This is a genomic window from Vibrio sp. Vb1166 (assembly GCF_033338695.1).
GTDB lineage: Bacteria > Pseudomonadota > Gammaproteobacteria > Enterobacterales > Vibrionaceae > Vibrio > Vibrio alginolyticus.
Genome location: NZ_JAWOTE010000020.1, coordinates 61,331 through 77,042 on the forward strand (window position 1 = coordinate 61,331; position 15,712 = coordinate 77,042).

Here is a 15,712-nt window from a genome sequence, read left to right on the forward strand (position 1 = left end):
ATCGTTTCGTGAAGCTTTGAATTCGAACGCATTTATTCAGTAAAGCGATGGTTATGGCCTCTCTTTAATGCCAGTTTATGGCTTCTATTGAACCCAGGGAGATTGGAACACGTGAGAAAGTCGGCTTACGCAAGAAAGCTATTTCTGATCAGTATGGAAGATAATGCGCAAAAAAAAGTGGCGGCACTCGAAAAGTACGTTGATATGAGCATCCCGGTGATTTCAACCGCAGCACTCATGGAAGCCAAGCCACAACACCGTAATAAAATTCTACTGATCGACTTCAGTGAACATAAATCACTTGTTCAATCGATCAAAAACTTGCCTCTTGTATGGAAAAACTTTGAAACCGTTGTCTTCAACGTGCCTAAAAGACTAACCACAGATGAACTTCTTTCATTTGGTCAATTAAAAGGTGTGTTTTATTCTGAAGATACGCTAGAGCAAATTGGAGAAGGGTTAAAAGGCATTGTTAACGGTCAAAACTGGCTGCCGCGTAATGTAACCAGTCAACTTTTACACTATTACCGCAATGTCATTAATACTCATACTGCACCAGCTACGGTAGACCTAACCATTCGTGAGCTACAAGTACTGCGTTGCCTACAAGCTGGCGCCTCGAACAGTCAGATGGCCGAGGAGTTATTCGTCAGTGAATTCACCATCAAATCGCACTTGTATCAGATATTCAAAAAGCTATCCGTAAAGAACCGAGTACAGGCAATCGCCTGGGCAGACCAAAACTTAATGTCATGATGCAATGTGATCGGCTCTGATAACTGAAATGACGAGTCGCTCATCTTTTTTCCGCACCGAGTCTCACATTTTTTCCTACTTTATTCATGATTCATTGATACCTCTCGTGTTAAAGTTATGCGCAGATTCTTGATAAAAACGAGATAGGATATTCCCCCAATGATAAAAAAATGTCTGTTCCCTGCTGCAGGCTATGGCACACGCTTCCTACCGGCAACGAAATCTATGCCAAAGGAGATGATGCCAGTCGTGAACAAACCGCTTATTGAATACGGTGTCGAAGAAGCAATCCAAGCTGGTATGAACGGCATGTGTATTGTGACAGGTCGTGGCAAGCACTCGATCATGGACCACTTTGATAAGAACTACGAACTGGAACATCAGATTAGCGGTACCAACAAAGAAGAGCTGTTGGTAGATATCCGTGAAATCATTGAATCTGCAAACTTCACTTATATACGTCAACGCGAAATGAAAGGCTTGGGCCACGCGATTCTAACTGGACGAGAATTGGTAGGCGATGAGCCATTTGCTGTTGTTCTTGCTGATGACCTTTGTGTGAACGAGCAAGAGGGCGTACTGGCTCAGATGGTGGCACTATTTAAGCAGTTCCGCTGTTCTATCGTTGCAGTGCAAGAAGTACCAGCCGAAGAAACGCACAAATACGGCGTTATCTCTGGTGAAATGATCAAAGACGACATCTACCGCGTAGACGACATGGTAGAAAAACCAGAGAAAGGCACGGCACCTAGCAACCTTGCGATCATTGGTCGCTATATCCTGACTCCCGATATTTTTGAACTGATCGAAAACACCGAACCAGGTAAAGGTGGTGAAATTCAAATCACTGACGCGCTGCTGAAGCAAGCAAAAGCGGGCTGTGTATTGGCTTACAAATTCAAGGGCAAACGCTTTGACTGTGGTAGCGTTGAAGGTTACATCGAAGCAACTAACTATTGTTTTGAAAACCTGTATCTAAAAGATGAAAAAACCTCTGAGCTAGGTAAGCACGCAACACAAAAAGCAGTATAAAGCATCGTCTTAGTACGAAATTACTGTATCGAAAGCCCAGCACAACGCTGGGCTTTTTACTTTACTGTTTTTTTATCCAGTAATTTTCTTTGCACATTTCTCACACTATGTAATACTTGCCCCACTTGGTTATACATAGAGCAAAAACGATGGATAAAATAGAAGTTCGCGGTGCCCGAACCCATAACCTTAAAGACATTAATCTTACAATCCCTCGCGATAAACTGATTGTCATTACTGGACTAAGTGGCTCCGGTAAATCCTCTCTCGCTTTCGATACATTGTATGCAGAAGGCCAACGACGCTACGTAGAGTCTCTCTCTGCCTACGCTCGTCAGTTTTTGTCTCTGATGGAAAAACCCGATGTCGACCACATTGAAGGGTTATCACCTGCGATTTCTATTGAACAGAAATCTACTTCTCATAACCCGCGTTCAACCGTCGGTACAATTACCGAAGTCTACGACTACTTACGTCTATTGTATGCTCGTGTGGGCGAACCCCGCTGTCCAACGCACCATGCCCCTCTTGCTGCGCAAACCATCAGCCAAATGGTGGACAAAGTCCTAGAGATGCCGGAAGGCAGCAAAATGATGCTATTGGCGCCTATTGTCAAAGAACGTAAAGGTGAGCATGTTAAAACGCTTGAGAACTTAGCGGCTCAAGGCTTTATTCGTGCGCGTATTGATGGAGAAACTTGCGATCTTTCCGATCCTCCAATCCTTGAACTACATAAAAAGCACACCATTGAAGTTGTGGTAGACCGCTTTAAAGTTCGTCCAGACTTACAACAGCGCTTGGCCGAATCTTTCGAGACAACACTCGAATTATCAGGCGGAATTGCAGTTGTCGCGCCAATGGATGGCGACGGTGAAGAGATTATTTTCTCCGCCAACTTCGCTTGTCCACAATGTGGTTACAGCATGCAAGAGTTAGAGCCGCGACTTTTCTCATTCAACAACCCTGCTGGTGCATGTGGCACTTGTGATGGTTTGGGTGTGCAGCAATACTTCGATCCAAGCCGAGTCATTCAAGATGATTCATTAAGCTTGGCACAAGGTGCGATTCGCGGTTGGGATCAAAAGAACTACTACTACTTCCAAATGCTCACCTCATTGGCCGATCATTATGGTTTTGACCTCCATGCCCCTTTTAATTCTCTGCCAAAGAAAACGCAAGATGTCATTCTAAAGGGCTCAGGTCGTACTGAGATTGAGTTTAAATACATCAACGATCGTGGCGATATTCGCGTTAAACGCCATCCATTCGAAGGTATTCTGAATACCCTAGAACGTCGCTATCGTGATACAGAATCCAACTCTGTCCGTGAAGAGCTTGCAAAATACATCTCCACTAAATCTTGTTCAAGCTGTGGCGGTACTCGTCTACGCCTTGAAGCACGTAACGTGTTTATTGCTGATACGACACTACCTGAGATTGTTGAACTCAGCATTGCTGATGCATTGGAATTCTTCCATTCCTTGAAACTGGAAGGTCAACGCGCCCAAATCGCTGAAAAAGTGATGAAGGAAATCAACGACCGCCTGCAATTCTTAGTTAACGTCGGTTTGAACTACCTAAACTTATCACGCAGTGCAGAAACCTTATCAGGCGGTGAAGCTCAACGTATTCGTTTAGCAAGCCAAATTGGTGCAGGTCTTGTTGGTGTCATGTACGTCTTAGATGAACCGTCGATTGGCCTCCACCAGCGTGATAACGAACGACTCCTAAAAACACTGACTCATTTGCGCGATTTAGGTAATACCGTACTTGTGGTAGAACACGATGAAGATGCGATTCGCTGTGCAGATCATGTCATAGATATTGGTCCTGGTGCTGGCGTACATGGTGGTAATGTTGTTGCGGAAGGCACCATGGAAGAGATAGTCGCGAATCCGAATTCTCTGACAGGTCAGTACTTAAGTGGTGTTAAAGAAATCGCAGTACCGAAAGATCGCACGCCGCGAGATCCGAAAAAAACGGTTGAGCTATTAGGCGCTACAGGTAATAACCTTAAAAACGTTAATCTTTCAATTCCTGTTGGGTTATTCAGCTGTATTACAGGAGTATCTGGCTCAGGTAAATCAACGCTGATTAATGATACTTTCTTTAAAATTGCGCATACCCAACTTAACGGAGCGACAACGGCTCAGCCTTCACCTTATAAATCGATTAAAGGTCTAGAGCACTTCGATAAAGTCATCGATATCGATCAAAGCCCAATTGGCCGTACACCTCGCTCTAACCCTGCAACCTATACGGGGATCTTTACACCAATCCGTGAACTGTTTGCAGGCACACAGGAGTCGCGTTCTCGCGGTTACAAACCGGGCCGTTTTAGTTTTAACGTACGCGGTGGTCGTTGTGAGGCCTGTCAGGGTGACGGTGTTATCAAAGTAGAAATGCATTTCCTACCAGATGTTTATGTGCCATGTGATGTGTGTAAAGGTAAACGCTACAACCGTGAAACGCTCGAAGTACGTTACAAAGGTAAAACTATTGATGAAGTGCTAGAAATGACGGTCGAAGATGCACGCACCTTCTTCGATCCAGTTCCTGCCATCGCTCGCAAACTACAAACACTGATGGATGTCGGTTTGTCGTACATACGATTGGGTCAAGCGGCAACAACACTCTCCGGTGGTGAAGCACAGCGTGTGAAACTGGCGCGAGAGCTATCCAAACGTGATACAGGAAAAACCTTGTACATTTTGGATGAACCAACAACCGGCCTTCACTTCCATGATATCCAGCAGTTGCTCACTGTACTGCACAGACTTCGCGACCACGGAAATACTGTCGTGGTGATCGAGCATAACCTGGACGTCATTAAGACTGCGGACTGGATTATCGATCTTGGTCCTGAAGGGGGTCAGGGTGGCGGCGAGATAATCGCTCAAGGCACTCCGGAAGATGTGTCGCAAATCGAGGGTTCGCACACAGCTCACTTCCTCAAGCCTATGTTGAAGTAGAAAAAACAGGTAAAGTATCGAGACCAGCAAGTGCTGGTCTTTTTTCATTCAAAACAACGCAATAACTATGGCTACTATACATGTAAGTGGAACAAAGCTTTCTCCCGAAAAAGTACAGGTTCCCCTCAATCGCAAGTTTCTCATTGCCTTGGCAACACTATTTGTGTTGGCAATGCACTTTTTCATGCCCAACCCCGGCGGTTCGGGGCTTTCGCTTTCGTTCAATGCGACAACTTGGATTGCTTTTAGCTTTGCATTAGGCATTGGGTGTTACCAACTTGCGAATAATCGAGTACTACGTTACTCAAAACTAACCATCGGCTTGTTCATTAGTGCTCTTATCATGACGGTGCCCATTCTGTACCCAAATGCGAATAGCAGTTTGGCTGCCAATAAGCTCATTGGCCTGTGGTGTGGTGTCCTGTTCTTTATTGTCTTACAACAATTTCATTTCAGTAATAAACATCGCCAACGCCTATTATGGTTCATTGTCCTTGCGGTTGTTATCGAAGCCATTTTTGGTTTGACACAATATCTGTATCTCAAACCAGGCAATCCGTTTGGTTACGACACGGTGGCCAATCGTCCTTATGGTATTTTCCAACAGCCCAATGTAATGGCCAGCTTTCTTGCGACAGGGTTGGTGATTGCCAGCTATTTACTTGCACGTCAGCCCTACAAATACGATCGTAAGTTAAGCGATGTTTACCTTCTCTATGCCGTACCAGTTTTAACTTTACCACTAATTGTGGCGTTGGCTTCACGCACTGGTTGGTTAGCCTCGGTCATCGCCGTGTTGTTGGTCATTCCATACATGTACCGCTTTGCAACCAAAGGGCGCTTTATCCGCTGGGTTGTGTCACTTGTAAGTGGGCTCTTACTCTCAGTCGTTGTCATGCATCTTGCCTTTCCTGATGGAGGTGGGTTAGCCGCAGAAAAAGTAAATATGGAGTCTCCTCGAGCGTATACTTTTCCGCAAACATTAGACATGGTGATTGAAAAGCCTTTTACTGGTTATGGATATGGCAAGTTTGAATCTGAGTACATGCTGTATACGGCTCGTCAACATGCCCTAAATGAGAATTACCCAGCTGGTTTGCCAGCCATGGATCATCCGCATAACGAGCTACTTTACTGGGGAGTAGAAGGTGGCTTACTGCCAATACTCGGCATCTTCTTAGCGATGGCACTGGTACTGTATCGAATCTATCAAGCCAAACGCGGAACTCGTCTTGCGTTGCTGGCCTTGTTTATACCTATCGTATTGCACTCACAACTGGAATACCCTTTCTACCACTCTCTCGTGCATTGGTTGATCTTCGTTATCCTACTGTACTGGGTCGATCAGCGCGTCTCTCGTTATCGACAAGTCGGCTTTAGTAATGTGACCAAAAGCTTGCTGCGTGTTTTTAGTTTGGTACTTCCCGTTGCGTTTACGTTTTATATGGTAAGCGCATTACATACGAACTATGTATTGACGAAGTTTGAGACCACTAGACCAACTAACCCTGATATTCTGAATCAAGTCAGTAACCCTGTGGTTTGGAAAGACAGGTTTGATTGGGATGTCTATAGCACGTTTTTAAACCTTGGGCTGTACCAACAAGACGCAACCTTGATTCAGCCTTATATCGATTGGTCGCTAAAAATCATCAAAGATAAGCCTCGTCCTGCATTTTATAATAATTTGATTTTGGCCTACCAAGGCTTAGATGACTCAAGTAAAGCGGAGCAAATTAGAGCTGAAGCGCAGTTTTTGTTCCCGAAGATTGATTTCAGTGACGTCAATTACCAACCACCTTCTCAAGCAATCTCTGCCTCACCAGTCCCCACTTCAGGAGCTGAGTAATAAATACCAAAAAGCGAAGGGATGACCTTCGCTTTTCTTTATCTCATTACTGTATGATTTTATTCAGTGAGTGACTCTTCTAACGCTTTTAAGCACAGCGCAACGTTTTCAGATCGAGCGCCGTAACCCATTAAGCCAATACGCCACGCTTTACCAGCTAATGCCCCAAGGCCTGCACCAATTTCTAGGTTATAGGTTTCTAGCAAGTGAGCACGAACTTTTGCTTCATCAATTCCTTCAGGCACGTAAATCGCATTTAATTGTGGCAACCGATGGGCTTCGTCCACAACAAATTCAAAGCCTAACTTTTGTAAGCCATTTTTGAGTTTTTCATGCATCAGTTGGTGACGAGCCCAAGCGTTTTCTAATCCTTCATTTTTCAGTATCAATAAAGCTTCATGAAGCGCATACAAGCTATTAACTGGCGCCGTATGATGGTAACTACGCTTGCCTTCTCCACTCCAATACCCCAAAACTAAACTCTGATCGAGGAACCAACTCTGTACTGGTGTTGTTCTTGCTTGAATCTTTTCAATCGCGGCAGGAGAAAACGTCACTGGTGAGAGCCCAGGTACACATGACAAACATTTTTGACTACCAGAGTAAACCGCATCCAGTTGCCATTCATCCACTTTTAACGGCACACCACCAAGTGACGTCACCGCATCAACAATAGATAATGCATTATGCTGTTTCGCCAGCTTACCCAATGCTTGAGCATCACTGACTGCACCAGTTGAGGTTTCCGCATGCACAAAAGCAAGAATTTTTGTATCTGGGTGCTGTTCGAGTGCTTGCTCGACTTTATCAATGGAAACAGGCGTCCCCCATTCATCATCGACGATAACAACTTCACCACCAGCACGGACGACATTTTCGCGCATGCGTTCACCAAATACACCATTACGGCAGACGATCACTTTATCGCCTTTCTCGATCAAGTTTACAAAGCAGGTTTCCATCCCTGCACTACCTGGCGCTGAAACCGCAATCGTGAACTCATTGTCAGTTTGAAAGGCATACTTCAATAGCTGCTTGAGCTCATCCATCATACCGATAAACAGAGGATCAAGGTGACCTACAGTAGGACGGCTTAGTGCTTGTAACACTTGAGGATAAATATCAGAAGGACCAGGTCCCATTAAAATACGGTGAGGCGGAATAAAGCTTTGGATCGACATGTCAGCTCCTTGATTATCTTTTATCCTGAGCATTCTAAAAGTTCTATTCAATAACATGGCTCAGGTGTAGGGTTCTTCACCCTAATAGATTTTTCCTCTATCAGCAATTAGCCGTAAGTATGGAGGTCAAACCAGTGTCACAAAATCGTTAATAAAAAACACCATAAAGGTTGAAATATTGATTGACATTAAGGCCTCAAAACCGTTCAATGTTTGAGCTTTATGTAGAAGAGGAGCGCTACCCAGGTAGATGATTTGTGGAACCGCAATTCCAACACCAATCATTGAGGGGGAGTAGTGCCGAGGTAAGTCAAAGTTGCAGGATTTGACTTGTCGGTTGAATTGGGCTGAATCCCATCAACTGTCATCAGCGCAGTCTGATGAAGGGCTTCTGAGGGTAAATTTTTCAAATAGCATTCTAAATACCTCTCTTTTTGCTCTGTTCCTTTTCTCACTAAACATTGGATGTACAATTTTTTAGGAAGCCGTGGGAGAACGCAGTGAGCGCATTTAACGTAGCTAAATTCGGTGGAACCAGTGTTGCCAACTTTGAGGCAATGAGTCGTTGCGCCACCATTATCGAAAACAATCCAAATACTCGCCTGGTCGTGAGCAGCGCTTGCTCTGGCGTCACCAACCTATTGGTAGAACTCGCCAACGGTGTTCAGGATCAAACGCACCGTACTGAGCTGCTGCAAAATCTGGCCAACATTCATGACGCCATTTTAACTCAGCTCGAAGACAGCACGAAAACTGCTGCCGAGGTGTATGGCATATTAGATACCGTAACCAGCCTGGCCGAGGCTGCATCTATCCAAGCTAGTGCGAAGTTAACCGATCATTTAGTCGCATGTGGCGAACTCATGTCGACGCATATTCTAACTCAGTTAATGTGTGAGCGAGGCATTCAAGCTGTGCGCTTTGATATCCGCGATGTGCTGCGTACTGATGACAACTTTGGTCGCGCAGAGCCAAACATTGAAGCAATTTCGACGCTTGCGCAAGATAAACTCGTACCACTTTGCCAACAATCCGTTGTTGTTACTCAAGGCTTCATAGGATCTGACGAAGCCGGTAATACAACAACACTAGGTCGAGGAGGCAGCGATTACAGCGCCGCCTTAATTGCTGAGAGCGTCAAAGCGGCAGGGTTAGAAATCTGGACTGATGTTCCGGGCATCTACACAACAGACCCGCGAATTGCGCCAAAAGCCTCACCAATTCCTGAGATCAGCTTTAGTGAAGCTTCAGAAATGGCTAACTTTGGCGCTAAAATCCTTCACCCTTCTACGCTAGTACCTGCATTACGCCACGACATTCCGGTATTTGTGGGGTCATCGAAAGAGCCTGAAAAAGGGGGAACTTGGATTCGCCACCAAGTCGAAAGCTCACCGTTATTCCGTGCGCTAGCTTTGCGTTGTAACCAAACCATGGTAACGCTACGCAGCGCCAATATGTTCCACGCATACGGTTTCTTAGCAAAGGTCTTTGAGATCCTTGCAAAGCATAAGATCTCTGTCGATTTGATCACGACATCTGAAATCAGTGTATCGTTAACACTTGATCAAACTGATACATCTGGCGGAGCACCACAGCTGCCGCAAGCTGCACGAGAAGAGTTAGAAGAGTTATGTAAGGTAGAAGTTGAACATGACCTATGCCTCGTTGCTCTCATTGGTAACAACATGAGTGAGAGTAAAGGCTACGCGAAACAGGTTTTTGGCACGCTAGAAGATTTTAACCTACGCATGATTTGTTATGGCGCTAGCCCTCACAACTTATGCTTCTTGCTCCATGAGTCGGTATCGAAACAAGCCATACAAAAACTCCACACGGAGTTGTTTGAGAAGTAAGTTCAACTCAATAAAACAAAGGGCTGCGTATCTGCAGCCCTTTGTTGTTTCATTAGTTGTTATATTTGGACGAGGTAAACATCAATTTAACCATTAATGTTTGGCCCTAACCATTTTTCAGCCTCGATCCTATCCCACCCCTTACGATCGGCGTAACTCTCTAGCTGATCTTCTTGGATCTGTGCGATCGCAAAGTAACGTGAGTCAGGATGAGAGAAGTACCAACCAGATACTGACGCACCCGGATACATTGCATAGCTGGAGGTTAGAGTCATGCCAATATTCTCTTCCACATTAAGTAGCTCCCAAAGCGGTCCTTTTTCAGTATGCTCAGGGCACGCTGGATAACCTGGTGCAGGGCGAATACCTTGGTATTTTTCACGAATGAGATCATCGTTAGATAAATCTTCATCCGCAGCATAACCCCAAATTTCTTTACGGACACGCTCATGCAAATACTCAGCAAACGCTTCGGCTAGGCGATCCGCCACCGCTTGAATCATAATTGCGTTGTAATCATCTCCCTGTGCTTTGTATTCATCAGCAAGCTCTCGTTCACCAATACCACCAGTGACAGCAAATGCCCCTATCCAATCATGTTTACCCGACTCTTTAGGTGCGATGTAGTCGGATAAACAATAGTTGAATCCTTTTGGTTTCTCGGTCTGTTGTCGCAAGTTACGTAATACTTTCACAACGTCGGTACGAGTTTCATCAGCATAAACTTCAATGTCGTCCCCCACGCTCGCAGCAGGGAATAAGCCACACATTCCACGCGCTTTTAACAGGCCTTCTCGCTCAACTCGATCAAGTAACTCGTTGGCATCTTCGAATAAACGTTTTGCTTCTTCACCAACTTCTTCATGTTGGAAAATTGTTGGATACTTACCCACAAGTGACCAAGTCATAAAGAATGGTGTCCAATCGATGTATTGACGTAATATAGCCACATCAAAATCATCGAAGATATGAATGCCAGGCTTAACAGGCACTGGAGGAGTATAAGCTTCCCAATCGATAGCAACTTTATTCGCTCGAGCAGCTTCTAATGTCACTGGTTTGGTTCTCGGTTTCTTTCGATTATGTTGATCACGTACTCGTTCGTAATCAGCTTCAAGTTTTTCAACAAATTCAGGGCGACGTTCATCTGACAGAAGAGAAGTACATACGCCCACTGCACGTGAGGCGTTGTTCACGTAAACCACTGGATGCTTGTAATTTTGCTCAATCTTAACTGCTGTATGGGCTTTTGACGTTGTTGCGCCACCGATGAGAAGAGGTAAGTTAAAGTCGAGACGCTCCATCTCTTTTGCAACATGCACCATTTCGTCTAATGAAGGTGTGATCAACCCTGATAAACCAATAATATCGACGTTCTCTTCTTGCGCTACTTTTAAGATCTTTTCGCAAGGAACCATGACACCAAGATCGATAATTTCGTAGTTATTGCACTGCAATACAACGCCAACGATATTTTTCCCGATATCATGTACATCACCTTTGACCGTCGCTAGCAAAATCTTACCGTTTGTTTGTCCCACCTGCTTTTCTGCATTGATGTAGGGCTCCAGATGCGCGACTGCTTGCTTCATCACTCGTGCAGATTTTACGACTTGAGGAAGGAACATTTTACCTTCACCAAACAAATCTCCGACGACGTTCATCCCATCCATGAGTGGGCCTTCAATCACCTCTAATGGCTTTGAAGCATTGACACGTGCCTCTTCGGTATCATCAACGATAAACTCGGTTATTCCTTTCACTAACGCGTGTTCTAAACGCTTTTCAACAGGCCAAGTTCTCCACTCAAGTGCAGAGGCATCCTCCTCTTTACCTACCCCTTTGCCTGCGTATTCCGCCGCGATATCTAACAACCTCTCAGTGGCATCATCGCGACGGTTAAGAACGACATCTTCCACAGCCTCACGCAATTTTTCAGGCACGTTATCGTAGATTTCTAACTGACCCGCATTCACAATCCCCATATCCATACCGTTTTTAAAACAGTGGTAGAGGAACACCGCGTGAATCGCTTCACGTACATAGTTATTGCCACGGAAAGAGAATGAGACGTTAGAAACACCACCCGAGATCATCGCGTGTGGTAAATCACGTTTGATATCGCCAACGGCTTCAATGAAATCCACCGCGTAGTTATTATGCTCCTCGATCCCCGTAGCAATGGCAAAAATGTTTGGGTCAAAAATGATGTCTTCTGGTGGAAAGCCCACTTCATCAACAAGAATTCGGTAAGCGTTGGTACAAATTTCTACTTTGCGCTCACGTGTATCTGCTTGCCCAATCTCATCAAACGCCATCACAATCACAGCCGCACCGTAACGGCGGATCAACTTAGCTTGTTCAACGAATTTCTCTTTGCCTTCTTTGAGAGAGATCGAGTTAACAATGCCTTTGCCTTGGATGCACTTAAGACCGGCTTCAATAACCTCCCACTTGGAAGAGTCAACCATGATTGGTACTTTTGAGATTTCAGGTTCTGACGCACAAAGGTTTAAAAAGCGAACCATACAAGCTTGTGCATCCAACATGCCTTCATCCATGTTGATATCGATAATTTGAGCGCCATTTTCAACTTGTTGACGAGCCACATCGAGCGCTTCATCGTACAGTTCTTCTTTAATCAAGCGCTTAAAACGCGCAGAACCGGTTACATTCGTACGCTCACCGACATTGATAAATAAAGAGTCTTTATCAATAGCGAGTGGCTCTAGGCCAGACAAGCGACAAGCAACGGGAAGTTCAGGTAATTGACGAGGGGCGATATTTTCAACCGCGAGTGCCATTTGGCGAATGTGCTCAGGAGTTGTACCACAACACCCACCAATCAAGTTTAAAAAGCCACTTTGAGCCCACTCTTTAACATGCTTAGCCATATCTTCTGGCGACAAATCGTATTCGCCGAATGCATTCGGAAGCCCAGCATTTGGGTGAGCGGAAACAAAAGATTCTGATATACGCGAGAGCTCTTCAACATAAGGACGCAGTTCATCCGGGCCAAGTGCACAGTTCAAACCAAACGAAATCGGTTTAACATGACGTAATGAGTTGTAAAACGCTTCTGTGGTTTGACCGGATAATGTTCTACCGGAAGCATCAGTAATAGTCCCCGAGATCATCACAGGTAACTCAATACCCATCTCTTCAAACACACTTTCAACAGCAAATGAACAAGCCTTAGCGTTAAGCGTATCGAAGATGGTCTCGATAAGAATAAGGTCTGAACCACCTTTAATCAGCGCTCGAGTCGATTCAGAGTAAGCCTCAACTAACTCGTCGAAAGAAACATTTCGATATCCGGGGTCATTTACATCAGGAGAAATAGAACAAGTTCGGTTTGTCGGCCCTAAAACCCCTGCGACATAACGTGGTTTATCGGGTGTTTTTGCGGTCCATTCGTCTGCAACTCCACGTGCAAGCTTGGCAGCTGCAAAGTTAATTTCTTCACTTAGGCTTTCCATCTCGTAGTCAGCCATCGCAATGGTTGTTGCGTTAAAAGTGTTGGTCTCAAGAATATCTGCACCCGCTTCTAAATATGCAGCGTGAATTTCCTTGATAAGTTGAGGCTGACTTAGAACCAACAGGTCGTTGTTACCTTTTAGATCACAATGCCAATCCGCAAAGCGCGTTCCTCGATAGTCTTGCTCTTCAAGTTTGTACCCTTGAATCATGGTTCCCATACCACCATCAATCAAAAGAATACATTGCTTCAATTGAGCTTCAATCTGTTGTCTTACGTTACTTCCCACAGTACAGCCTCATTCCTTTAGTTATCTTTCCATCCTATCACACAAACTTCAGGAGTCTAGACGTCTAAACGTGGAATTAATGATTATTTTATCTCCTTCTTAACTTACAAAATAATCACGAAAAAATGTTTGCTATTTAAGCAGCATCAGCCGAGAATTCCATTCATAAAATGTTACAAATAGAGAGCTCTATGTCGGTCTATCATACTTTATGTTTTCTATCCGCAGCTGCGATGCTAATTGCTTTTGTAAACAGCAAGATAGGAAAGATGCAAACCACCATTGCGATTACCGCAGGTTCAATGGTGCTTTCACTTCTAATCTTAATTGCGGGTCAAAACAACTGGTTCCATCTCACCGAAATTGCGACGGAGACGGTCACAAGGATTAACTTCGAAGATTTCTTGCTCAAAGGCATTCTTGGCTTCTTACTATTTGCTGGTGGACTAGGCATCAAACTCCCGAACCTTAAAGATCAAAAGTGGGAGATCACTGTTTTAGCCCTTGGAGCCACACTGTGTTCCACGTTCTTTATTGGATTTGCACTGTATGGGTTTTGTCAGTTAATTGGCATCCAATTTGATTTGGTCTACTGCTTACTATTTGGTGCTCTAATATCGCCAACTGACCCAATCGCTGTATTGGCTATTGTGAAAAAACTAGATGCACCTAAACGTATCTCCACTCAGATTGAAGGAGAATCGCTCTTCAATGATGGCTTCGGTTTGGTTATCTTCGTCACTCTATTTACGATTGCATTTGGCACTGAGGCACCAACTGTAGGTAGTGTCACCTTACTCTTCATCCAAGAAGCTATCGGTGGTATCACATATGGTTTCGTCCTCGGTTTGCTATTTCACTACTTGATCAGTGCCACCGATGATCACTCAATGGAATTGTTACTTACCATTGGTGTCCCAACAGCAGGTTACGCATTTGCTGAATACATCCATGTATCAGGCCCACTCGCGATGGTTGTATCCGGTATTATGATTGGCAACTGGACACGCTTTATTGGCTTTTCAAAAGAGAGTGAAGATCACCTTGACCATTTTTGGGAGCTTGTTGATGAGTTCTTGAATGGCGTGTTATTCCTACTGATCGGCATGTCAATGCTGCTATTTGAATTCCACAAAGAAGACTGGATCATGATGGCTATTTCAGTCCCTCTTGTACTAGCAGCTCGCTATCTAAGTGTATTTCTTTCTTACATAGGCTTTAAACGTTACAGAAAATATAATCCATGGTCAGTGCGTATTTTGACGTGGGGCGGTTTACGCGGAGGCCTAGCACTAGCGATGGCACTTTCTATTCCATCTGGTATTTGGGTGATTCAAGATAAGTTAATCGATGTAAAAGAGATTATTCTTGTAATGACCTACTCCGTCGTTGTTTTCTCTATCCTCATTCAAGGCTCAACAATCACTCCAATGATTGAAAAAGCAAAAGCAGAAGAGAAGAAGATGGAAGAGAACAACCAAGCAATAACCACTCCGGAACATACGGAGCCAGTGGACTCTTAAAGACACGTAACTTAATAAATAAAAAGCAGCTACCTAGCTGCTTTTTTCATAACTAATTTTCAGACTCCCCTTCAAGGACGAATGCTCCTTATTCTTTGATATACCTTCAAATATACTAAGAATCGCTACGCTACATTTTCATAGATACTAACTATTGCCGATAGATAGTATTCATAGACGAGCCTTTTAATTTACCCATTTTCATCTGTATCCTTCTCTTCCCTTGGCAATATAGGCTCCTCGCAAATATCAAAGCTAAACTTCCACAATACTTAGCAATGAGCGAGTTTGTATTTTTATGAGAAAGAGACATTTAGGGTGAGTGCGTTCAGAACCCAAACGGGTTGGAAACCTCACCGAGATAAAACTGAGCTGGCACTCAGGTAGCAAAGCCTTAACGGAAGTTTAAATCCCTCCCTCTTGAACTCAGTGAGACTAAACTTGTATTCAAAGTCCTCCTGTTTTCAAATTAGAAACAAGCGACAACTCAAACAATTAAGCTCTGTCATATAACTAGATTTTCTAATATCGAATAAAAGGAGCTTTGGTTAGAGCTTGGTATCGGAATAAGGCTAAGACTAAGGCACAGAGTTACATGCTAGCTCGTTCACGACGATATTAAAACCATGTGAAGAGGGTAGTGTACCTCTAGATGCAAGGTTTCAATATGAACGTGGGTTTAAGGTAAGTCGGGGGAACCAGAACGAAAAAAGCCTCAGTCTTTCGACTGAGGCTTAATATAAGTGGCGGAGTGGACGGGACTCGAACCCGCGACCCCC

Annotated in this window: 8 protein-coding genes and 1 riboswitch; of the genes, 6 read left to right on the forward strand and 2 right to left on the reverse strand. The window is 44.3% G+C overall.

All coding sequences use genetic code 11. From position 1 onward, the window contains the following. Window positions 1–111: 111 nt before the first annotated feature. From R7E51_RS18145 to R7E51_RS18160, 4 genes are all read left to right on the forward strand, one after another. A complete protein-coding gene (locus tag R7E51_RS18145) occupies window positions 112–756 on the forward strand; it encodes a LuxR C-terminal-related transcriptional regulator (protein ID WP_005381237.1) in 645 nt (214 codons plus the stop codon). 159 nt (window positions 757–915) lie between these two features. Beyond that, entirely contained in the window at window positions 916–1,788 is an 873-nt protein-coding gene (galU, locus tag R7E51_RS18150) for a UTP--glucose-1-phosphate uridylyltransferase GalU (protein WP_005381239.1), read from the forward strand. A gap of 149 nt (window positions 1,789–1,937) precedes the next feature. Then, window positions 1,938–4,760, forward strand: coding sequence for an excinuclease ABC subunit UvrA (gene uvrA, locus R7E51_RS18155; RefSeq protein ID WP_206958318.1), 2,823 nt, complete (start codon window positions 1,938–1,940; stop codon window positions 4,758–4,760). 67 nt (window positions 4,761–4,827) lie between these two features. Then, on the forward strand, window positions 4,828–6,609 hold the full coding sequence (locus R7E51_RS18160) for a PglL family O-oligosaccharyltransferase (RefSeq protein WP_021707781.1): 1,782 nt from the start codon (window positions 4,828–4,830) through the stop codon (window positions 6,607–6,609). A 59-nt stretch (window positions 6,610–6,668) separates the two neighbouring features. On the opposite strand, the gene R7E51_RS18165 is transcribed toward R7E51_RS18160, so the two are convergent. After that, window positions 6,669–7,790 (reverse strand): pyridoxal-phosphate-dependent aminotransferase family protein, encoded by a 1,122-nt coding sequence (locus tag R7E51_RS18165; protein WP_017821323.1) that lies wholly within the window; start codon window positions 7,788–7,790, stop codon window positions 6,669–6,671. Window positions 7,791–8,010: 220 nt separating this feature from the next. After that, a riboswitch (Lysine riboswitch) is annotated at window positions 8,011–8,189 on the forward strand. 101 nt (window positions 8,190–8,290) lie between these two features. On the opposite strand from R7E51_RS18165, the gene lysC reads away from it, so the two are divergent. Continuing rightward, window positions 8,291–9,643 carry a lysine-sensitive aspartokinase 3 gene (gene lysC, locus R7E51_RS18170; RefSeq protein ID WP_017821324.1) on the forward strand — a complete coding sequence of 451 codons (1,353 nt, stop codon included), beginning with the start codon at window positions 8,291–8,293 and terminating at the stop codon, window positions 9,641–9,643. Between the two features lie 86 nt (window positions 9,644–9,729). Here the strand turns inward: lysC and metH are convergent, their stop codons facing one another. Continuing rightward, complete coding sequence (gene metH / locus R7E51_RS18175) at window positions 9,730–13,410, reverse strand: methionine synthase (RefSeq protein WP_206958319.1); 3,681 nt, start codon at window positions 13,408–13,410, stop codon at window positions 9,730–9,732. A gap of 191 nt (window positions 13,411–13,601) precedes the next feature. Here metH and R7E51_RS18180 point away from each other — a divergent pair, with 191 nt between their 5' ends. After that, window positions 13,602–14,933, forward strand: coding sequence for a cation:proton antiporter (locus tag R7E51_RS18180; protein ID WP_206958320.1), 1,332 nt, complete (start codon window positions 13,602–13,604; stop codon window positions 14,931–14,933). The last annotated feature ends 779 nt before the right edge of the window (window positions 14,934–15,712 follow it).